Annotated in this window: 21 protein-coding genes and 1 riboswitch; all 21 genes read right to left on the bottom strand. The window is 45.9% G+C overall.

The window, feature by feature from the left end; translation table 11 throughout:
* Positions 1-59 precede the first annotated feature (59 nt).
* The 21 genes from ABXS75_11400 to ABXS75_11300 all read right to left on the bottom strand — a co-directional run bounded on the left by ABXS75_11400 (position 60) and on the right by ABXS75_11300 (position 21,364).
* On the bottom strand, positions 60-824 hold the full coding sequence (locus ABXS75_11400) for a DUF6198 family protein (protein XCP83683.1): 765 nt from the start codon (positions 822-824) through the stop codon (positions 60-62).
* A 129-nt stretch (positions 825-953) separates the two neighbouring features.
* Positions 954-1,748 carry a bifunctional hydroxymethylpyrimidine kinase/phosphomethylpyrimidine kinase gene (gene thiD / locus ABXS75_11395; protein ID XCP83682.1) on the bottom strand — a complete coding sequence of 265 codons (795 nt, stop codon included), beginning with the start codon at positions 1,746-1,748 and terminating at the stop codon, positions 954-956.
* Positions 1,745-2,386: a thiamine phosphate synthase gene (gene thiE / locus ABXS75_11390; GenBank protein ID XCP83681.1), complete on the bottom strand. Its 642-nt coding sequence runs from the start codon at positions 2,384-2,386 to the stop codon at positions 1,745-1,747. Before thiE ends, thiD begins: the two co-directional genes overlap by 4 nt.
* A 36-nt stretch (positions 2,387-2,422) precedes the next feature.
* Positions 2,423-3,733, bottom strand: a complete 1,311-nt coding sequence (thiC, locus tag ABXS75_11385) for a phosphomethylpyrimidine synthase ThiC (GenBank protein ID XCP83680.1) — start codon at positions 3,731-3,733, stop codon at positions 2,423-2,425.
* 195 nt (positions 3,734-3,928) lie between these two features.
* Positions 3,929-4,037: riboswitch (TPP riboswitch) on the bottom strand.
* A gap of 149 nt (positions 4,038-4,186) precedes the next feature.
* Complete coding sequence (locus tag ABXS75_11380) at positions 4,187-5,431, bottom strand: saccharopine dehydrogenase C-terminal domain-containing protein (GenBank protein ID XCP83679.1); 1,245 nt, start codon at positions 5,429-5,431, stop codon at positions 4,187-4,189.
* A gap of 535 nt (positions 5,432-5,966) precedes the next feature.
* Entirely contained in the window at positions 5,967-6,617 is a 651-nt protein-coding gene (locus ABXS75_11375) for a pentapeptide repeat-containing protein (GenBank protein ID XCP83678.1), read from the bottom strand.
* Positions 6,618-6,640: 23 nt separating this feature from the next.
* Positions 6,641-7,120 carry a GNAT family N-acetyltransferase gene (locus ABXS75_11370; GenBank protein ID XCP83677.1) on the bottom strand — a complete coding sequence of 160 codons (480 nt, stop codon included), beginning with the start codon at positions 7,118-7,120 and terminating at the stop codon, positions 6,641-6,643.
* Positions 7,121-7,342: 222 nt separating this feature from the next.
* The gene (locus ABXS75_11365; protein ID XCP83676.1) at positions 7,343-7,954 is read right to left on the bottom strand and encodes a manganese catalase family protein; all 612 of its coding nucleotides are present in this window, start codon (positions 7,952-7,954) and stop codon (positions 7,343-7,345) included.
* Complete coding sequence (locus ABXS75_11360; GenBank protein ID XCP83675.1) at positions 7,955-8,446, bottom strand: spore coat protein CotJB; 492 nt, start codon at positions 8,444-8,446, stop codon at positions 7,955-7,957.
* 156 nt (positions 8,447-8,602) lie between these two features.
* On the bottom strand, positions 8,603-9,124 hold the full coding sequence (locus ABXS75_11355) for a nitroreductase (protein XCP83674.1): 522 nt from the start codon (positions 9,122-9,124) through the stop codon (positions 8,603-8,605).
* Positions 9,125-9,204: 80 nt separating this feature from the next.
* Positions 9,205-9,684 carry a 23S rRNA (pseudouridine(1915)-N(3))-methyltransferase RlmH gene (rlmH, locus tag ABXS75_11350; protein ID XCP83673.1) on the bottom strand — a complete coding sequence of 160 codons (480 nt, stop codon included), beginning with the start codon at positions 9,682-9,684 and terminating at the stop codon, positions 9,205-9,207.
* 166 nt (positions 9,685-9,850) lie between these two features.
* Positions 9,851-11,875 carry a UvrD-helicase domain-containing protein gene (locus ABXS75_11345; GenBank protein ID XCP83672.1) on the bottom strand — a complete coding sequence of 675 codons (2,025 nt, stop codon included), beginning with the start codon at positions 11,873-11,875 and terminating at the stop codon, positions 9,851-9,853.
* Between the two features lie 39 nt (positions 11,876-11,914).
* A complete protein-coding gene (locus tag ABXS75_11340) occupies positions 11,915-12,571 on the bottom strand; it encodes an HAD family hydrolase (protein ID XCP83671.1) in 657 nt (218 codons plus the stop codon).
* Positions 12,572-12,659: 88 nt separating this feature from the next.
* Positions 12,660-13,454, bottom strand: coding sequence for a peroxide stress protein YaaA (yaaA, locus tag ABXS75_11335; protein ID XCP83670.1), 795 nt, complete (start codon positions 13,452-13,454; stop codon positions 12,660-12,662).
* Complete coding sequence (locus ABXS75_11330) at positions 13,451-14,140, bottom strand: DNA alkylation repair protein (GenBank protein XCP83669.1); 690 nt, start codon at positions 14,138-14,140, stop codon at positions 13,451-13,453. The genes yaaA and ABXS75_11330 overlap by 4 nt, the downstream gene beginning before the upstream one ends.
* 4 nt (positions 14,141-14,144) lie before the next feature.
* The gene (locus tag ABXS75_11325) at positions 14,145-14,612 is read right to left on the bottom strand and encodes a pyridoxamine 5'-phosphate oxidase family protein (protein XCP83668.1); all 468 of its coding nucleotides are present in this window, start codon (positions 14,610-14,612) and stop codon (positions 14,145-14,147) included.
* Between the two features lie 385 nt (positions 14,613-14,997).
* Positions 14,998-15,507 carry a helix-turn-helix domain-containing protein gene (locus ABXS75_11320; GenBank protein XCP83667.1) on the bottom strand — a complete coding sequence of 170 codons (510 nt, stop codon included), beginning with the start codon at positions 15,505-15,507 and terminating at the stop codon, positions 14,998-15,000.
* Positions 15,508-15,802: 295 nt separating this feature from the next.
* On the bottom strand, positions 15,803-17,188 hold the full coding sequence (gene gltA, locus ABXS75_11315) for an NADPH-dependent glutamate synthase (protein XCP83666.1): 1,386 nt from the start codon (positions 17,186-17,188) through the stop codon (positions 15,803-15,805).
* Entirely contained in the window at positions 17,188-18,075 is an 888-nt protein-coding gene (locus ABXS75_11310; protein ID XCP83665.1) for a sulfide/dihydroorotate dehydrogenase-like FAD/NAD-binding protein, read from the bottom strand. Before ABXS75_11310 ends, gltA begins: the two co-directional genes overlap by 1 nt.
* Before the next feature lie 239 nt (positions 18,076-18,314).
* Entirely contained in the window at positions 18,315-19,658 is a 1,344-nt protein-coding gene (locus ABXS75_11305) for a chitobiase/beta-hexosaminidase C-terminal domain-containing protein (protein ID XCP83664.1), read from the bottom strand.
* A gap of 38 nt (positions 19,659-19,696) precedes the next feature.
* Positions 19,697-21,364: a formate--tetrahydrofolate ligase gene (locus tag ABXS75_11300; GenBank protein XCP87143.1), complete on the bottom strand. Its 1,668-nt coding sequence runs from the start codon at positions 21,362-21,364 to the stop codon at positions 19,697-19,699.
* Positions 21,365-21,471 lie beyond the last annotated feature (107 nt).

Genomic DNA, 21,471 nt, shown 5'->3' with positions numbered 1-21,471 from the left:
TACGATATCTATGATTTTCTCTTCCAAAATCATAAAAAGAACCCTCTGCAAGCTGATTTTTACTTTGTTTCCTCCATACCGGCAAGAATTCCCATTTTCTTCATGAAGAAGTGATTAAATACCGCGATCACGCGCCCCACACCAATAACAGCCAGCACTGTTCCGATTCCGATTCCAATCAGCTTGCCTGCAAAGAAAAGTCCGACGATTATCGTAATGCTGATGTTAAACAGATCAAAACAATTCTTGGTAAATCCAACACCTTTTCCTGTACAGTCCGCAATCGCCTGCACGATTCCGTCAGCGGGATCCGGAATCAGACGCATATTAAGAGACATCGCTGTACCCATACCGTTGAATATGATGGCGAGAATCAAAACCAGAATTCTTCCCGTAAAACCGGAATAGAAGGCGTCGGCGCCCGGAGAATCATAAGCGGGAATCGCCGCTGCAAAAAGGTTCAGGAAGCGTGTAAATAGCAGGCTCAGTGGAAATTGCAGCGCATCTTTCACCAAAATCAGGGACAATTTTTCCCTCTTCCCGTTTCCATGTTCCGTAGCTTCCATTCTCTTCATTTTTGTTCGCGAGTTCCGTGTTTTCAGAAACTGAACCGTATGTAACACCATTTCAATCACTACAAAGATACTATATAGAATCAATGTGATGTTTCCGAAATTCCCGTGTGTAATTGTGGAAATGCTATAGGAAACGGAAATAATCGCAGAAACGCCTAGTCCTACCTTTGTATTCAATGTAATTCCCAGAGCCAGTATGATTAGGCCCATAAGGTAAAATGTAAATCTATAAAGTGTTGTCCGCTTCATGGTGATGTGCCTTCTTGCCTCTCTTATTGTATAAAATTTACAAAATCTTTTCATATATTAGTATAGCACATTTCACCAACTAGGTTACCCCTAATTTCAATAATCAGTCTTCGGCGCATCTCATCAGAATCATACAAATTCTCCCATAAGCCCAAAGCCGTGATCCATCGGCCCGCTCCCTTTTCCCAAATCAAGCATAGCACCCAGAGCCCCGGAGATATAATCTTTCGCCTTCTCAACTGCTCTCTCAAGCTCCATTCCTTTGGCAAGGTCAGAAGCAATCGCACTGGACAATGTGCATCCGGTCCCATGAGTATTCGGGTTCTCAATACGTTTTCCGTAAAACCATTTGTACGACCCCTGTATATACAAGAGGTCATTTGCAGTACTTAACTGATGCCCACCCTTACAAAGGACCGCACAGTGGTAAGTGGTACTGATTTTTCCCGCCGCGGCGATCATATCCTCTGCAGAGCGGACCGGAAGACCAGATAATACTTCTGCCTCCGGGATATTGGGAGTCAGAACCGTTGCAAGCGGCAACAGTTCCTGTTTCAAGGTCTCCACCGCATCATCACTGATCAGGCGGGAACCGCTGGTCGCTGCCATGACCGGGTCGACTACGATATTTTTTGCTCCATATTCTCTCAATTTTTCAGAAATAGCTCGAATCAGCTCCGCGGAGGGTACCATGCCAATCTTGACGGCATCCGGGTAAATATCCGTAAAAATGTTATCGAGCTGTTCCTTCAAAAACTCTGGCGTAACCTCCATGATTCCGGTCACGCCCATGGTATTTTGTGCCGTCAGTGCGGTAATAGCGCTCATACCGTAAACCCCGTTTGCAAGCATCGTTTTAAGATCCGCCTGGATTCCGGCGCCACCGCTGCAGTCACTTCCGGCGATTGTTAACGCCGTTCTCATAGTCCCACCATTTCTGTGGCAAGTTCCTTGAGCTCTCTTGCCGCTGTTTCGATATCCGGCTGTGCGAACAGTGCGCTGATCACCGCAATTCCACAGATTCCATTCCCCGCAAGCTGCATCACGTTCTGTTTTCCGATTCCGCCGATCGCAATCACTGGAATAGAGACAGCCTTACAGATGGCTTTTAATGTCTCATGGGATACTTCTACTGCATCTGCCTTGGAGCCGGTGGAAAATACGGCGCCTACTCCCAGATAATCAGCGCCCATTTTCTCGGCAAGGCGCGCCTGCTTAACGGTCCGGGCTGACACCCCGATGATTTTATCCGGCCCAAGTTTGGCGCGCACGTCAGACACCTTCATATCGCTCTGTCCGACATGAACCCCGTCGGCATCAGCTGCAAGAGCGATATCCACATTATCGTTGATCAAAAAGGGCACCTGATACTTCCGGCATAATTCCTTCACCTGCCTCGCTTCGGCAAGAAATTCTGCCTCATTAAGTTTCTTTTCCCTGAGCTGTACCAAGGTCGCCCCGCCCTTCAGCGCTTTCTCAATCTGCTCCAAAAGCGTTTCTCCTTTTAGCCAGCTTCGGTCCGTCACTGCATAGAGCAGCAGATTCTCTTTATCGCACTTCATAGTTTGCCCCTCCGTTTAGTGTAGTCTCCTGTTTTTTTATTCATCAAAAATGCTTACGATTTCACCGTCGAGGATTCGATTTGTATTCTTAACAGCACAGAAATTTCCGCACATGCTGCAGGTATCCTCTTTCTCCGGTTTTGCCTCTGCACGGTAACGGCGGGCCTTTTCCGGGTCCATACTTAAATCGAACATCGTATCCCAATCCAGACGTTTCCTTGCCTCGCTCATCCGATAATCCCAGTCGGCTGCACCTGGAACACCTTTTGCAATATCGGCGGCGTGTGCGGCGATTTTAGCCGCAATGATCCCTTCCTTCACATCTGATGCATTGGGAAGGCGCAGATGCTCCGCCGGTGTCACATAGCACAAAAATGCCGCTCCTGCTGATGCTGCGATGGCGCCTCCGATCGCCGAAGTAATATGATCATAACCGGGAGAGACGTCCGTCACCAGTGGTCCTAACACGTAAAATGGCGCCCCGTGGCAGAGTGTTTTCTGAATCTCCATGTTTGCCGCTATCTGATTCATCGGCATATGGCCGGGGCCTTCGATCATTACCTGCACGTCCTTTTCCCATGCCCGTTTTGTCAGTTCTCCTAATGTGATCAGTTCTTCGATCTGCGCCGTGTCCGTTGCATCCGCGATGCAGCCCGGGCGGCAGGCATCCCCCAGACTCATCGTAATATCATATTCCTGGCAGATATCCAGGATCTCGTCATAATGCTCATAGAAGGGGTTTTCTTCTCCCGTCATCTCCATCCACGCAAACATGATGGAACCGCCGCGGGATACAATATTCATAAGGCGTTTATTCTGTTTGAACCTGTTTGCGGTTGCCCGGTTCATTCCACAGTGGATCGTCATGAAATCAACACCGTCCTCGGCGTGCATTCTCACGATGTCAAGCCATTCCTTAGCGGTAATCTTCCCCAGTGGCTTGTGATAATATACTACAGCATCATAGATCGGAACGGTGCCGATCATGGCAGGACACGTAGCTGTGAGTTTCTTCCTAAAGCTCCGGGTATCGCCGTAGGAACTCAGGTCCATGATGGCTTCCGCTCCCATATCCACTGCAGAACGAACCTTTTCATATTCCATATCCACATCTTTCCAGTCCCTGGAAACGCCCAGATTGACGTTAATCTTCGTCGTCAACTTCGCGCCCACTCCGCTGGGTCTGAGACTGGTATGCTTTTTATTGCAGGGAATGATCACTTCCCCTTTTGCAATCAGCGCTCTAAGTGTTTCTACATCCATATGTTCTTTTTCTGCGACAATTTTCATTTGCGGGGTGGTAATTCCCTTTCGTGCCGCGTTCATTTGTGTTGTGTAATCAGCCATATTTTCCTCCTTGTGCCTGCCTGGGTAATAGAATTTCCGGCAGAAAGACTTCATCTTCCGCCCTATGGGGTAAAATCTGATATGGGCCTACGATGCCATTGTCGGATACGAAAATAGAACTTGTAGAATCACTGATAGTTCAGACATCTCGATAATGAAGAAAAAACTGCAATACACCAACGGTATATTGCAGTTAGATACAAACAATGTGTTCCCTACGTTGGCATTATCCAAATCAGGTTATGGGTTAAAGCGATACAGCTTACTCTCAGCCTGCTTACTGCAAGCACCCCGTTTTAAGTTGATACTTCCGAAAAAAGGTATGATAAACCTTCTTTTGACAAAACAAATTATAGCATGTGACATAAAAATCGTCAATCTCTAAACGAAGAATCGATTATTTTATTCGTTGTCAGAGAATTCACGCATATTTTCCATATAATTGTGATCATATTAATCGTATTCCTTGATATGCCAGAAAAATCCGGTCTCCTCCATTAACTCTAAATATGGCCGTGGATCAAATGCCTCCAGTGAGTGCACGCCTGGTATATGATAAATTCCTCTGGCATAAAGCTCCAGTGCCAGCGCCGCACCAAATCCGGTCTGTGCGACTACTGCCTGCATGGAGAAACGGTTCAGCGCCTCTTCGTTCGAATAGCTCTGGTACATCATGACCTTTTTCTCTTTTCCATCCTTTTTCCCGACGGCGTAGACACCTACTACCATCTTTCCATGCATCTCTTCCTTGATATTTTGGGGTGCCGGGGCGCAGGCGGCCACCACATCTCTTGGAACGACCTCTACATTTCCCACTTTTACTTTTTCCAGGCTGTTGAGATGCAAATGATCCAATACCTTGAGGGCCTGAATCAGTTTTTCATCCAGAGAAATTTTGAAGGTACATTTTTTCAGCCCGTATTTTGACAAATAGCGCGGCATCGTCACCGTTTCTTCATGTTCTACCTTAACAAAGGTATTATCTCCCACCTCCGGCATACAGAAGGTTTCCTGTCCGGCAAATGGTTTCTCCACCAGAAATCCGCCCCGCCCAGCGTCATACTCCACGTTCGGGTTCATTACTTCGTCCAGAACCGTCCATACATTGAATCCGAACACGATATCCTCTTCGTCCCCGTCGACCTCCAGGTTGCCGCCGTCCCGGACATGGAGCTCAGTAACTTCATCGAACTCATATTCACAGAGATACCTGGCAAATACATTTACCACGCCGGGGTCAATGCCAAGACAAATTAGTGCGGTATTCCCCTGCCTGCGCCACGCTTCGTCACGGTCAAAGTTATATGCCGTCATGATCTCGTCATAGCTGTTCTCGATTCCGAGGCCATAGGCCGGATTTTTTTTCGGTACGGACCAGGTTCCCATATTACCATAATCTACGCCACACGCAAAGGCCGCATCGAAGATGTAATTCGCGCAGAATGGGCTTGCAGCGTCCATGACAAAATCAATGTTATACTTTTGGATCAGAGCCTCCATGCCCGCCTTATCTGTGGCGTTTACATATGCAGCCGCAAAACGGGAATCGTTCATATGCTCCGCCACCTCTTTTGCCCTCTCCAGATCCAGATCACAAAGCAGGCAGAAGGAGAACCACTTGCAAGCCTTGTCTCGGTCTTTCAACATCTTCACAATGCACTCTCCCACTGCTCCGCTTCCCACCAGCATCATTCTCATCTTTCATTCCCTCCTGTTTGTTAGATTGTATAAAGTTGTATTGTAATAAAAAAGAAGACATAACACTACTTCCAGTGTCACATCTTCTCTGTCCTTTTACCAGTTGGTTATATCCACGTAGGTGATGTAATTTCTTACATTCTCTCCAAAGAGCTGTCAGTCAACCTTCCTTTTACCTGCTAGTTTCCAAACGCCATCTGACGTTATGTCGTTTTTGCTGCTTCGGTCCCGGGCTATGCCGGCGTCTTGAGTCGACCTCATCCATTTATTTTCGCAAGCGGCGAACCAAGCAGCCATGCTTGTATGGCTATTTGACAACCACCCCGAAAATCAAATACTCCGTAGCTTACTACGGGATATTTGATTCTTTTTCTCAGATTAGCAGAAGAGCTTTATTTTGTCAAATAAAACCTTCATTTTTCTATAAAATTTTCTGTTAAGTAACTGATTACATACAAACTTATCTAACTATATTTTGATAATTAAATTCCTTTCCTACGTAATTTCGTCAATGCGATAATATTTCCGCGTAAGTTTAATCTTTGATAAGAAGCCCCAACCGCCGGGCAAGATCTGCCGCCTGATACAGATCGACAATCGCCCCCTGCAGTTCGTGATGGTCATCCGAGAGAACCAGTTCCCGCAATATGCTATCCGAGAAATCCATCCCTCTCAGAGAAGTCTTAAAAAAGCTGACATTCACTAAACTGTCCTCTTTCCAGGATACATGTTTACACTGACACTGCGTCATGTTGCCGCTGTCAAACGAAGTCTGCAAAAACTGCACATTTTCCAGGCGTGCACTGTCAAAATTGGAATAATTCATAGTGCTTTCTTTGATCAGCAGATTCTTCATCACACTGCTGCAAAACTTGACGCCTGCTCCTTTCCCTGACAAAAAGGCAAACCGATTGATATAGCAATTGCTAAAATCACAGCCGGATATATCGCAATTTACAAATTCCACATTGGAAAACTCAGCAGCATGAAAGGAACACTTCCAGAAACGGCAGTTCTCGAACCTTACTCCGGAGAAAATCATGTGCGAAAATTCTTCCTCCTCACACACTACATTTTTGAGATGAAAGCCCTGCATACGCACTTCCTCTGAACAATATTTACGCATTAATGTTAAATCTGCCTCCCGCAATTCTTCTGTGGGTAGTATCGGTAGTAATAGTTTCATATGGGTATCCTTTCACATAAATCTCATTCATAATCTAAATGTTTCTTTAGCATAACATATTCATCTGTTTTGTACTCTTCGGTAAAACCAGTTTTCAAAAATAACTTCACTGAAGGATTATCAAGAGAGATATTGTCATAAAGTTCATAAATTCCATTTTTAGCAGCATTTTCACACAACATTTTCAGCGTCTCTTTTCCATAGCCTTTGCCCCGGAACTGGGCTTCTATAATAATATCACATAGATAAATAAATGTTTCAGCATCACGGTGATATGAAGTTTCCCCGATAAACGCCTGCTCTTCTTCTGAATAGATGTAACGATAAAAATAATTATCATCTGTGCTGCATAACCATTTCTCATACCAACTCTTCCAACGTGATTCGGGGAACTCAATTACGCCACCCCAATTTTGATTAAAAGCCATCGTTGGTTTATCGGACAATAATTGCTTACGAAACGAAAGCTGCTGATATGTAGGTCTTACTAATTGAATCATCATTTTACCTCTAATACTACATAAAAACTATATATATTTGCATAACCGAGCTGAACCTCCCCCAGACGTTCACTCAGGTATGCATGTCAACTAAAAAACACCTACTCAAATGGAGGTTACTTTCCATAACAGTATTGTATCAAAAATGCAATTGTACCACAAGCGACTATTCACATTTAAAGCGGAACACCGGTTGCCGGCATTCCGCTTTATCATTACATCTCTTTACAATAATTTCCCCTGCGTGTCAAATTCCGGATTCATATAATAGAAATTTTTGAAATCCAGTTTGTCCTTCGTTCTCTCCAAAGCTTCTCCAAATCTTTGGAAATGCACGATTTCCCTCGCGCGTAGGAATTTCAGCGGCTCCCGCACCTCCGGATCGGGGATCATGCGCAGCAGGTTGTCATACACCGTTCTGGCTTTCTGTTCCGCAGCAAGGTTCTCCGTCAGATCCGTGATGGCATCGCCCTTTGACTGAAACTCCAGCGCAGTAAATGGCACACCTGCCGCCGCCTGAGGCCAGAGTGCTTTAGTATGGTCAATATAGTAGGCATCAAAGCCAGCCGTTTTCGCCTCTTCAGTGGTCAGATTCTTTGTCAACTGATAGACCATGGCGCAAATGATTTCAAGATGTGCCAATTCCTCTGTACCGATATCTGTCAGAAGGCCGCCCACTTCCTTTACCGGCATGGTATACCTTTGCGAGAGATACCGCATGGATGCTGAAAGTTCGCCGTCCGGGCCGCCATACTGGCTGATAATAAGCTGTGCCGTTTTTGGGCAGGTCTTGGTGATTTTTACCGGAAACTGTAATCTTTTCTCATATACCCACATTTATACACACGCTCCTTCCCACGGCATCGGTCCCTCCTGCCAAGAGTAGCAAAGAGAATCCGGCGATGCTTCGTAAATATCTGCCATACAGTCTACTGTCAAAGGATAGAACTTGTGTGCAAATTCCATCAACAGTTCTTTTCTTCTCTTAACCGTCTTTTTTAGTAGGTCAAGTCCTTCCTTATCGCTTGGGTGCGTGTCCATATACAGCCGGATATCATCCAATACAAAACTGACTTCCTGTATTTGCATCATTAACTGTTCTCTTTCATTCAATGTTTCGGAATGGCTTACCTTCGCCAAAACGGAGCTCTGCGTTTCATGCGCAGATATGTCAGCTCCGATTTTCTGCTTGGAGGATTCTTCGGTGACAAAGAACGGTTTATTGAGTTCCTGAAAAATTGTACCTGTCTTAAGCGCCTCTTCCGCCGTCAAAACAGAACTCCATCTCTGAATTGGTACAGAGGCAATGGCTAAATGTTCCTGATTCATAAAAAAACTCCCTTCGTAAAAATTTGTTGCCCTACTTAGTGTTTGTATGAACAACTATTTTTACGAAGGGAATTTCTAGAACCCTTTTGAAAACCAAACTGCAGGAAAAATATGTAATTTTAAAATCCTCCACTATGGTAAATATCTAACTTTTCTCTAAACCCGAATAATATACCCCTCTTTTCGCGGAGCCGCTTCTTTGATTCCTTCCGGCAGACCATAACCCAGGATCACATTTCCAATTCCTTCATAGTCGCCATCTACGCCCCATTTTTTCAAAAGCTGTTTTCCTTCTTCCGAGTCAAACACCTCTCTTGCACGGTAAATGTAGCAGGAACTAACCCCAACCGCATGAGCTGCATTCAACAAATTACCAATGACCATGTTCCCGTCGTCTACATGTGTCCCACGTGAGCGATCCGCCAATACCACAAGCACGGTCGGCGCGCCATAAAATGGGTCTGTATTGCTGCCGAGAACTTCCGCATTCATCTTTGACAACTGGTCGCGTACTTCCTTGTCCTGCACGGCAATAATGATCGGACTCTGTGCACCCATTCCGGTCGGAGCGTAGATTCCGGCCTCCAAAATAGCCTCTAACTCCTCGCTCTTAATCTGCTCCGGTTTATACTTCCGGCAACTTCTCCTGCTTTTCAGATCCAATAACGTTTCTTTCATTTTCATATACCTCCATTCATTTTATACAATATTAAAAACCCCCATCATTATATCCTATATTGTTATCAGAAGCAATTCTATTACTTATGATACGGCGCCCCTGTCATGATCCGATATCCCCTGTAAATCTGTTCCAGCAGAATCACTCTCATGAGCTGATGCGGAAATGTCATCTTTGAAAAACTCAGCGCATAATCCGATTTCGCAAGGACCGCCCGTCCAAGCCCAATCGAACCGCCGATTACAAACATGATATGACTTACACCCTGCACGCCCAGTTTATCGATCTTATCGGCAAATCCTTCCGACGACAGCATTTTCCCACCGATTTCCAGTGTGATAATATACGCATCATCCTTCAAGTATTTCAGGATTCTTCCGGCTTCTTTATCGCGGATCGAATCCTCCACCGTCTCGCTTGCTCCTTCCGGCGTTTTTTCATCAGATACCTCTATCATTTCTAATTTGCAATATTTGCTGAGTCTTTTACTGTATTCACTAATCGCGTCCCTTAAATATTTTTCTTTAATTTTTCCGACCGTAACTACTGTAATTTTCATTGCATTTTCACCATACCTGTCCCTTTTCCCCGTTGCTAATATGCTGTATACCGCCAAAAATATTATCACCTCCATCGTGAAGCGCTTCTTGTGGCATAACTACTAATGTGCTGTAATCCTTCGAGAATCCTTTCTGGCAGATTACCTGCTCAGGGCCTCTGCACCGCTATGAACGAATCGTATACATATAAAGCTCATGCAGCGCCCTTGTCGCGCAGATATATTTCGCCTGCCGTAAAAGCGGATTGCCGTCGTCCCTTGTCACGGCAAAGACCTGGTCAAATTCCAGTCCTTTTGCCATATAGAATGTTGTGACCGTCACCCCTTTTTTGAAGGCCGTACTGTCCCGGTCAATATAATTCACATCCATTCCCCTGTTTGGCAAAAGTCTGACAAGATCCTTCGCCTCCTCCTGCGTCATGGTTATGATTGCTGCCGTCTCAAATTCCTTCGAATCAAGCCTTATATTCTTTTTCAGTTCCAGAATCATATCCTCGTCTGAATGAAATGATTCTTCGACCACTTCTTTTCCATGGCGCTTAAGGAATTTAAGTCCTCCGGCGCCTGCAATTTGCTCTGCATACCTGACGATTTCGACGGTGTTTCGATAACTCTTATTCATCACGATTTTTCGCAGTTTTTTCTTATAAATCTGCGGCAGAAACGTAAGTACATCCTGCATCCTGGTATCCAGAGTCTGGGCATAATCTCCCAGAATCGTCATACGGCAGTCAAAGAGATATTCCAGGATCACGTACTGCATATAGGAGTAATCCTGCATCTCATCAATGATCAGATGCTTGATATGTTTGTGTTTTCGCCCGCCTTTCAGTCGATACTTTAAATACAGCATAGGATACACATCTTCATATTCGATGAGACGTTTTTCCCTTGGAAGATGCGGAAGCTGAGGATAGCCCAGATCTTCCAAAAGCCAGTTATATATAACATAAATATCCCGGGTCACATACATGCGGTCGAACTGTTCCTTTAAGTATTCGGCATCCTCTTCGCTGATCTGCCTGCCATGCAGGGTCTCATACTCATCCACAAAATATTCTCTTACAGCGTCCATTCTGGCTAACAGCGGAATGTCCTGAAATTTAAAATAGAACAGATAAATGATCCGATCCTCCGGCATTTCTTCCTTACGGAATGTCACACCGGCGAAATCCATCAAACGATCCTCCAGCAGAGCCAGAAAGCCCTCAATCTGCCCCACAAATGCTGCCGACTGTTTTTCATGAACGCGCTCCGAAAATCCCAAATCCGGAAATTTCATAAGTTTTTCCAGATAATCATATTTGTCCTCACAGTCATCTGCCGTATCGTTAAGTTCCCGGTATGCAAAAAGATCAATACTCATTTCCTGAATATTTTCCTCCCCAAGTTCAGGAAGAATATGGGAAATATAATCAGAAAATACGCTGTTCGGTGACAGGATCAGAATATCTGACGCCCGAAGAGAATCTCTGTCATGGTACAGCAGATAGGCGATCCGATGCAGGGCAACCGACGTTTTTCCGCTTCCGGCAGCTCCCTGGATCACAAGAATGCGGTCCTTTGTATTGCGGATAATGGCATTCTGCTCCCTCTGGATCGTGCGGACAATATTTTTAAGCTGTACATCTCCGCTATTTCCCAGCTCCTGCTTTAATATCTCATCATCGATCTTCGTATCGCTCTCAAAACAATAAATCAGGTTTCCGTTCTTAATCTTATACTGCCATTTGGATGTGATCTCCCCTTCCATTATGCCGCCCGGCGCCACGTAGCTTGCCATCCCGCGGTCGTAATCGTAGAAGAGGCTGGAAACTGGCGCCCGCCAGTCATAGATCAGAGGTGTCATCCCGGTTTTAGGGGCAAAATTTGCGATTCCTATATAAAAACTCTCGGCCGTATCTTCCCCGTCGAACACAAAATCGACCCTTCCGAAATACGGAGAATCCAGCATTTTCTCATACCGGTGCTTTAGCTTTAGCTGCTCCTGATTCGCATTCACCTGCTGGAAAAGGGCCTGCTGGTTATCATACTCCTCATATCCATACTCGTCCATTTCCGCATAGTTTTCCCAGTAATACTCATGCATATCTTCGATCTCTTTTTGCCCTTCCGAAAGAGTCTGATCGATCTCGGATATTTTTTCTCTCAGTTTTCCTGTCACATATTCCAAAAAATCCATAGATTCCATTAATCCTTTTCCTTCAAACTACTGATTCGCGAAAATGCGCTATGCCAAAATCAAATCAGCGATTGCCGTCGTAGTTTCAGCAATATATTTCGCCCCGGCCTGCTTAAGTTCCTCCCGGCTTCCGTAGCCGTAGAGTACGCCCATACAGTCGATCCCGTTCTTCTTTGCTCCGAGCACGTCATGACTTCTGTCTCCGATCATCAGCACCTCTTCTTTCCCGGCCTCTTCTACTCCCAGTGCATCGAGGGCGTAATGGATCACGTCGGATTTATTGAGACGGGTGCCGTCCATAGAAGCCCCGTAAATCTCCACAAATAAGTTCGTAAAACCAAAATGCTCTGCGATCCGTTTTGCATAAGCCTCCGGTTTTGAGGTCGCCACCGCCAGTACCTTGCCGGCAGCCTTAAGTCTTTGGGCCGCTTCCACGAAGCCGACATACACGGAATTCTCAAAAATCCCCTTCTCGGCATAATATTCGCGGTAATAGACAACCGCCTTTTGTGCGTCTTCCTGACTCATTCCGTAAAACTGTTTCATCGAATCCACAAGCGGCGGACCGATAAATTTCTTCAGGTCTGCTCCGTCCTCCACGGTAATCCCCATCTTCTCCAGGGCATAGCAGACGGAATTCACGATTCCAGGTTCTGACTCCGTGATGGTTCCGTCCAAATCAAATAAAATATATTGGTACCTCATGTTCTCCTCCCGATTTTACAAATTCTTCTATTCCCGCGGGCAACGAGCCAAGCGACTGCTTGCAGTCATTTGGCGACTGCCGCGAGGGTCAATGCTCCGTAGCTTGCTGCGGGGTATTTGACTTTTGCTCTATAAATACCAGTTCTTTTTCACTGGATAACTCCTCATGCCAGACGAATCCAAGCTCCCTGAATTCTTTCACTTTTTCCAAAGTTTCAGCATTTTCCTTTGCCAAAAACGCGACCATCTGCCCTCTGGCCATCTTCGCTTTCGTTCCTTTGGTAATCAGCTTTCCATCTACATATTCCGCGAACACGCAGGTGACGAACCGGATATCCTCCTCCACAAAAGGCTCGATCACCTGGCTGTATTCCTTAGAAGCGAGATTCAGGATCAGCGGACCCTCCTCCTCTTCCCGAAGTTCTTTCGCAAGCACCTGGTAGATCCGATTCTGCCAAAACGTATACAGATCTTTCTTTCCTGCCACCTTGACCTTAGCCTGCATTTCCAGGCGATAAGGCACCACGCCGTCCAATGCGCCCAAAATCCCATAAAATCCGCTCAGGATTTTCAAATTCTTCTTAACATATTCCCACTGCCCGTCCGTAAATACCTGCGGGGCCATATTGTTAAACGCCAGTCCCGAATAGGCCAGAACTGCCGGGGTGATCGCCTTGTCCAGATCCATCTCCTGATATCTGCGATAATTTTCTTCCGTGATCTTATCATTGGCTTTGAAAATCTTCTGAAGCTCCCCGGGAGAAAAGGATTTCATTACCTCACAAATCTGCCTAGTGTCGTTCATCATGCAAGGTATTCCTGCGCTTCCCAGAAAATCTGACTCTACCTTCATTTTCTTCGCCGGTGAAATAATGATTTTCATCTCCGCAACCTCTTCAGCTCTTCCTTCTCTTCTTTTGGTACCCGGTAGGATTCCCGTATCTTCTGAATGGCCTTATTTTGTGTAAATGTATCCAGATGGTTTCCTTCTAAAAATTTCCAGGTCTTTTCTGGGAATTTTACATAGCACATGGAAATTCCCCATGCGACAGCCATCTTTACATAGTATCCTTCATGGTGGATCTCGTCATACACGGACAATACCTGATCAATCCACTTTTCATTAATAAAATAGTCCATGAGTGAGACGGCACCGAAGCGGACGCTGAATTCGGTTCCTATGGCAATCTGCTTCATACAATAAGAAAACCATTCCTCCTGATTCTGCCCCATAAATTTGTAGGTACTGGTGCAGCAATCGCAGACCGCCCAGTTATCGATTTTGGGCGCGAAGGCATCCAGGTAGCGAATCCGCTCTTCCATCTCCATCTTCGCATATCCGATCACCATACCCTGAATCATAATTTCCTCATAGGTATCGCAGGCAGCTTCCGCGAGATAGGCGCGCCAGTCCTGCCTGGCAATCTTTCTTGCCAGTTTCCGAAGCTCAGGTATCCGAACGCCCATAATGTTCTCCACTCCCGGCAGCAATCCCGAGTGGAAATCCCGATATTTGGTGTCAACAAGCCCGATAAGTTCCTTTTTAATCTCTTCTACTAGTTGATTCATACTTTTATTTCCTCTGCTTTGCGGTAAATGTTTCGGAGGTCACTTTCCACACAGTTACAGAATCTGCTTCTTTCTCGCCAAAAGAGAAATCCTTTCCTGTCTGCTGTCTCATCAATAACGCAAGTGCCTCTTTCTTCTCTTCCATATCCGTCACGAGCTCTGCCACGCCGTTCCCAATTATGCTTGCGAAGCAATACCCATACCCGCAGGCAGCCTCTGCTTCCAGCAGTTCATGCTCGCAATCCATCTCAAAACCCACCTGTGGATTTTTCTCCATGACCTCGTACTTATATCCTGCTTTTGCACCATGCATATACAGCACCAGTTTTTCGTTCCGGAACTGATATCCAAAATTTACCGGAACGATATAAACCTTTCCCTCGTCGCATAATCCAATCCGACATACCTTACAATGATCAACAATTTTCAAAATTTCCTGTATATCACAGATTTCCCTGTCTTTTCTTCGCATGATCCTCTTCTCCTTTTCATGTATCATTCGATTATATCATTCTCTTTTCTGATTGTCCACTTGCCTGCGCAAAATCTTTTCAAATACAAATATATAAAATTCTCCACCCGCGGCGGGCCACTTTCGCGACACACTTCTTCTCCGCCGCAGTTCGATTCCGGCGAAGCGTTTTTTGTTTCAAAGAACGCACTTTCCTATGAAATAAAAACATGATACAACACACTTGGGGCACCTCCTGCAAAGGAAAGTACCCCAAGTGTGCTGTGTCATTTTTTTATTAAGCTATTGATATAGAGACAAAAGGCATTTTGACTCCTATGATATGAAGTTGCCTGCTGTTTATCTCATGGAATCATTGACTTTTTCTTTATTTCAAATGTTCGTATTACCGTCTCCTGTGTAAAAGTCTCATCTTTGCCTCGCGAATCCTGGCTCCATATCTGCTCGTGAAAATCACGCCGCACAGCAGCATACCCAAGGCTATGCCAAGTCCAAAGCTTGCAATCATTTCATAAGGTGCGGTATTCGCTAGTCCGACCTCGTCGAGCACCAGGAAGAGAATGATTCCGGCTACTCCGACGATGAACAAATAATGCAGTCTTTTTGTAAATCTTGCCTTCTCCTCATTCGTATATTCTGCAATCTTATACATGGTCTCCTCAGTTTTTTCATCTCTCATTTCTACTGTCCTTTCTCCGTTTAGGATTTCTTCGATTCCCACCTGATAATACCTGGCAATATCAAGTAAAAGACCGAGGTCCGGCATATTAATTCCATTCTCCCACCTGCTGATCGTGCGATTGGAAACGCCAAATACCTCTGCCAGTTGTTCCTGTGTAACATTCTTTTCTTTACGCAGTTTTTTCAAGAATGCTCCTATTTTTTCCTGATTCATTGGTTCCTTTCCTCTCCTTTCGCACTCATATTACCTTCTGAGACTTAAAAATACCACGACATGAAACGAGAATTTCGCATTTTGACAGTATATGACCGGTAATTGCCGGATAAACGTTCGTCAAACGCCTATTTGGTGCCATGCATGGCAACCGAAATAAAACTCCACTGGATCTTCACTTAGGCATGCCTGGCAAACGAGATGAAGATCCACCGTATCTTCACTTAGACATGCCTGGCAGCAAAAAACTCTATGCAGCAGCTCTCGCCACCGCATAGAGTTTAAAACCGGTCATTTATTTGTTTGACAGATATTCATGAATACCTTTTGCTCCAGCCTTACCAGCGCCCATAGCGAGGATAACGGTAGCTGCACCTGTAACAGCATCTCCTCCGGCGTATACACCCTCTTTGGATGTCTTACCGAATTCTTCATCCGCTACGATACATTTCCATTTGTTGACCTCAAGACCTTCGGTAGTAGAAGAAATCAGCGGGTTCGGGGAAGTTCCAAGTGACATGATAACTGTATCAACGTCGATTACGAACTCAGAACCTTCGATTGCAACCGGACGTCTTCTTCCGGAAGCATCTGGCTCGCCAAGTTCCATGCGAACACACTTGATACCTTTTACCCATCCATCTTCTTCCAGAATCTCAACCGGATTGGTCAGAAGATCGAACTGTACACCCTCTTCTTTTGCGTGATGTACTTCTTCCACTCTGGCCGGAAGCTCTTCTTCACTACGACGGTAAACGATATGAACCTCTGCGCCAAGACGGAGTGCCGTTCTTGCAGCGTCCATAGCCACGTTACCACCGCCGACAACAGCAACCTTCTTGCCTGCTACGATCGGAGTATCATAAGTATCATCAAAAGCTTTCATCAGGTTGCTTCGGGTCAGGTACTCATTTGCAGAGAATACGCCGTTCGCATTTTCGCCAGGAATTCCCATGAACTTCGGAAGACCTGCACCGGAACCGATGAATACAGCCTCAAATCCCTCATCTTCGATTAACTGGTCAATGGTAGTAGCTTTACCAATTACCACGTTGGACTCGAATTTAACGCCAAGTTCTTTTACTTTATCAATCTCTTTTGCAACGACTTTCTGCTTCGGAAGACGGAACTCCGGAATACCGTAAACAAGTACGCCGCCCAGCTCATGAAGAGCTTCAAATACCGTTACATCATAACCAAGCTTTGCAAGGTCGCCTGCACAGGTAAGACCTGACGGGCCGGAACCGATTACTGCAACTTTGTGTCCGTTCTTCTTTTCAGCGCCAACCGGTTTGATATCATGCTCCAGAGCATAGTCTGCTACGAAACGCTCCAGCTTACCGATGGAAACAGGCTCGCCCTTGATACCACGGATACATTTTCCTTCACACTGAGACTCCTGAGGACAAACACGTCCACAGACTGCCGGAAGCGCTGAGGACTGTCCAATAATCTTGTACGCCTCCTCGATGTTTCCTGCTTTTACCTGCTGGATAAATCCCGGAATATTGATTCCTACCGGGCATCCTTTTACACACTGCGCGTTCTTACAGTTGATACATCTGGTAGCTTCATCCATAGCCTCTTCCTGATTGTATCCATAACATACTTCTTCAAAGTTGGTTGCACGAACCTTCGGATCCTGTTCTCTTACAGGCACTTTCTTTAATACGTCTGCCATTACTCTTCACCTCCGCAATGACCACATCCACCGTGATGTGTGTCACCTTCCTGTAATTTTAACAATGCTCTGCCTTCTTCAGTCTTGTACATCTGCTGTCTCTTCATAGCTTCGTCAAAGTTCACAAGGTGTCCGTCGAACTCCGGTCCGTCAACACATGCAAATTTAACCTCATCACCTACACGCAGACGGCATGCGCCACACATACCGGTTCCGTCTACCATGATCGGGTTCATGCTGACGATCGTCGGGATCTCCAGTTTCTTTGTAAGCAGGCAGACAAACTTCATCATGATCATCGGTCCGATTGCAACACATACATCGTATTTCTTGCCTTCTTCAACCAGCTTCTCAATCTTGGTGGTTACCATTCCTGCATGTCCGTATGTACCGTCATCTGTACAGGGATAATAGGTACCTGCAACAGCTTCCATCTCCTTTTCAAGGATCAGCATGTCCTTGGTCTTAGCACCAACAATGACATCAACATCAATGCCGTGTGCTTTCATCCATTTAACCTGCGGATATACAGGTGCTGCGCCAACACCGCCGGCTACAAACAGGATCTTCTTGTTCTTCAGGCTTTCCATGTCCTCAGAGACAAGCTCGGAAGGACATCCCAGCGGTCCTGTGAAATCCCGGAAGCTGTCCCCGGCTTTAAGCGCGGTCATCTTCTCTGTAGATGCTCCGACAGCCTGGAATACGATGGTGATCGTTCCCTCTTCTCTGTCATAGTCACAGATTGTCAGCGGAATTCTTTCCCCCTTGTCATCCATCTTGACGATTACAAACTGTCCCGGTTCACAGTGCTTTGCAACACGGGGTGCTTCTACATCCATAAGAAAAATCTTGTCAGCTAATTTTTCAGCTTTTCTTATTTTGTACATTGTATATGCCTCCTAAAAGTTTTACTTATTCTATGATAAATTATAAACGATTAAATATCAAGTATTTCTTGCTTTTCTGGCAGGAAAAAAGAGAGAAAAGCGGCAAAAACTGTCATCTCTTCTCTCTCATTTACTATCTTTTAGTTGCCAAGCATACCTAAGCGAACGTCCGGTGGACGTTCGTCTTGGTGCCAGGCATACCTGAAATAAAGTCCAGTGGACCTTCCTCTCTGTGTCGCCTATTCTGTGCGCTCGTAATTCCGTATCGTAACATCGCTTAAGCGGCCCTTTTTATCCACCAGCACCACACTGAATATGGTCTTTCCTTTCGGCATATCGATCGGCCCCTCATAGAGGTCAGAGTTCTCCGTCGGTGTTGTCGCATCCATAGTATAATGCGCTTCATAGCCGGCCGGCACTACCACTTCAATCTTCTGACTGCCTTCATACTGCCCCGTGGACGGCGTTACTGCCGGTGCATCCGCAACGGGAAACCTTATAATATAGGTTCTGGAGGCGACAAGGCTCGGAATCCCCTTTTCATTGACAGAAATTGCCCGCACTTCCGTTTCTCCTTCATCTAACTTGATCGGTTCCGTATATTTTGTGCTGGAAGTAGTCGGGTCTGTACTATCTGTAGTATAGTAAATCGCTTTCCCATCGCCGGTAAGCTCCAGCGCCTGAATATCATCATACTCTTTCGTCGCATCAAGGCTGAACTGAGGCGTATCTGAAACAAATTCACTCAACTCCGATAATACTGCATCACTGGAACATGCATCAAGCAGATCAGAAACCTTGTTCTCCTGTTTTGTATCACAATAAAACTGAATTGCAGCACGGTAAATCTCTACATTAGAAGGATAATCTTTGAGCGCCTCTAAAAACATCTGCTCCGCTTTTTCCAAATCATCCTGTTCAATATAGACTGCCGCCAGACCAGAATATGCTTCGCCCCGCTTTTTATCTTTCTTCATAGCTTTCTCAAATTTTTCCGTTGCAGCAGCATACTCTTTCGCGTCCAGATCCTTATTTCCACGTCCGATCAGACCGCTGTAGGAATTCTGGTACAGGAAAAAAACAATTCCCACACAGGCGGCCAGAATCACTGCAAGAATGAGGATGGTCCGCATACGTTTCTTTTTGGCCATCATGCGCCTTTTCTCCGCCTGACGCCGACGCAGTTCCTGCTCTTCCCGCGATATTTTCGCAGACTTTCCGGTTCCCTGTGATACTCTGCCGGTGCGTCCTCTGCCGGTATTCCCCTGCGCTACTCTGCCCGTGCGTCCTCTGCCGGTGCTTCCCTGTGGCGCTCTTTTGCCTGTCCGCTGATTTCCAGTCACATATCCGGTGCGTCCTCTTTCATTTGCACCTCTTGGTGATGGCATGCGGTCAGTGCTTCGGCGCACTTCGGGCTGCCCGTCCTGATAGAGGGACATGGTCTTGCTGATTGCACCCTTTACCTGCGCAGTCAGAACATCATCTAATGGATTGTAATCAGGCACGATTTGTACTTCCCTGCCACATCCGGGGCAAATAAGTCTGCCCTCCGGTATTTCTGCTCCGCAATTCATACATTTCATTGTCTTTCGTCTCCTTCTGGTTCCTAATCAGCTTCGTATTAGAATAATCCGGTAATCTTTCCCTCTACCACATCAATTCCATCAGCCGCCGGTACCTTCGGAAGACCAGGCATGGTCATGATCGCTCCGGTAAGCGCGACCACAAAGCCTGCTCCGGCGCTGACATAGACCTCACGGATATGGATATCAAAATTCTCAGGACGTCCCAGCAGTTTTGCGTCGTCAGACAGAGAGTACTGATTCTTTGCCATACAGATTGGAAGATTTCCAAATCCCATACTCTCGATCTTGGCAAGCTGTTTTTCCGCCGCCGGCTCATAAATCACGCCGCGAGCCCCATAAATTTCTTTACTGATCGTCTCGATCTTCTCTTTCAATGATAAATCATCTGCATAAAGCGGGTGATAATGGCTCTCTTTATTCTCCAGGGTCTCAATCACTTTATTGGCAAGTTCGATTCCGCCTTCTCCGCCCTTTTCCCATACTTTGGAAAGTGCGAACTCGCAGCCTCTGTCTTCGCAGAACTTACGGATATATTCATACTCTGCTTCTGTATCGGTAATGAATGAATTCAAGGTAACTACCACCGGCACATCGTATTTCTGAAGGTTCTCAATATGTTTCTCCAGATTCACGATGCCTTTTGCCAGTGCTTCCAGGTTCTCTTCATTCAGATTATTTTTTGCAACTCCACCATTATACTTCAAAGCACGAACAGTTGCAACTAAAACTATTGCATCCGGCTTAAGTCCTGCTTTGCGGCATTTGATGTCCAGGAATTTTTCTGCGCCAAGGTCAGCGCCAAATCCGGCTTCCGTGATGGTGATATCTGCCAGCTTAAGTGCCATCTTGGTAGCACGAACACTGTTGCAGCCGTGTGCAATATTTGCGAAAGGACCACCGTGAACCAGGGCCGGCGTATGTTCAAGCGTCTGGATCAGGTTCGGTTTAATGGCATCTTTCAAAAGAGCAGTCATCGCTCCGGTCGCATGAAGCTGTTCTGCCGTTACCGGTTCCCCGGCAAATGTATAGGCAACAATGATCTCGCCTAAGCGGCGTTTCAAATCGTCAAGATCATCTGCCAGACAGAGGATCGCCATGATTTCAGAAGCAACAGTAATAACAAAATGATCCTCACGCACCATTCCGTCCATCTTGTTTCCAAGACCGACCACAATATTGCGCATGACACGGTCATTCATATCAAGACAACGTTTCCACACGACCTGGCGCGGGTCGATCTGAAGGGCGTTTCCCTGCTGAATGTGGTTGTCAAGCATTGCTGCCAGAAGGTTATTCGCTGATGTGATGGCGTGGAAATCTCCCGTAAAATGCAGATTCAGATCTTCCATCGGAACGACCTGGGCATATCCACCGCCTGCAGCCCCGCCTTTGATACCAAAGCACGGTCCTAAAGACGGCTCACGAAGGGCGATGATTGCTTTTTTGTTCAATTTTGCCATAGCCTGTCCAAGACCTACTGTCGTCGTTGTCTTACCTTCTCCTGCCGGCGTCGGATTGATAGCCGTTACAAGTACAAGCTTTCCGTCCGGACGATCCTTAATCTGATCCCATAATTCATCGGAAAGTTTTGCCTTGTATTTGCCGTAAAACTCAAGATCATCTTCCCCAATTCCGATGCTTGCCGCAACATCGCGGATATGCGCCATCTGTGCCTCCTGCGCGATCTGAATGTCTGTTTTCATCATTTGCGTTCTCCTCTCTGCTCTTTAAAAATATCATTTCCTGCAAAATCATTCCCCGGCAGATTCCGCCGAAAAATATCCTGCAAAACTTGTATTACACTGCCACC

The organism is Roseburia hominis, assembly GCA_040702975.1.
GTDB classification, from domain to species: Bacteria; Bacillota; Clostridia; order Lachnospirales; family Lachnospiraceae; genus Allocoprococcus; species Allocoprococcus hominis_A.
This window is presented reverse-complemented; position numbering and strand designations above follow the sequence as displayed.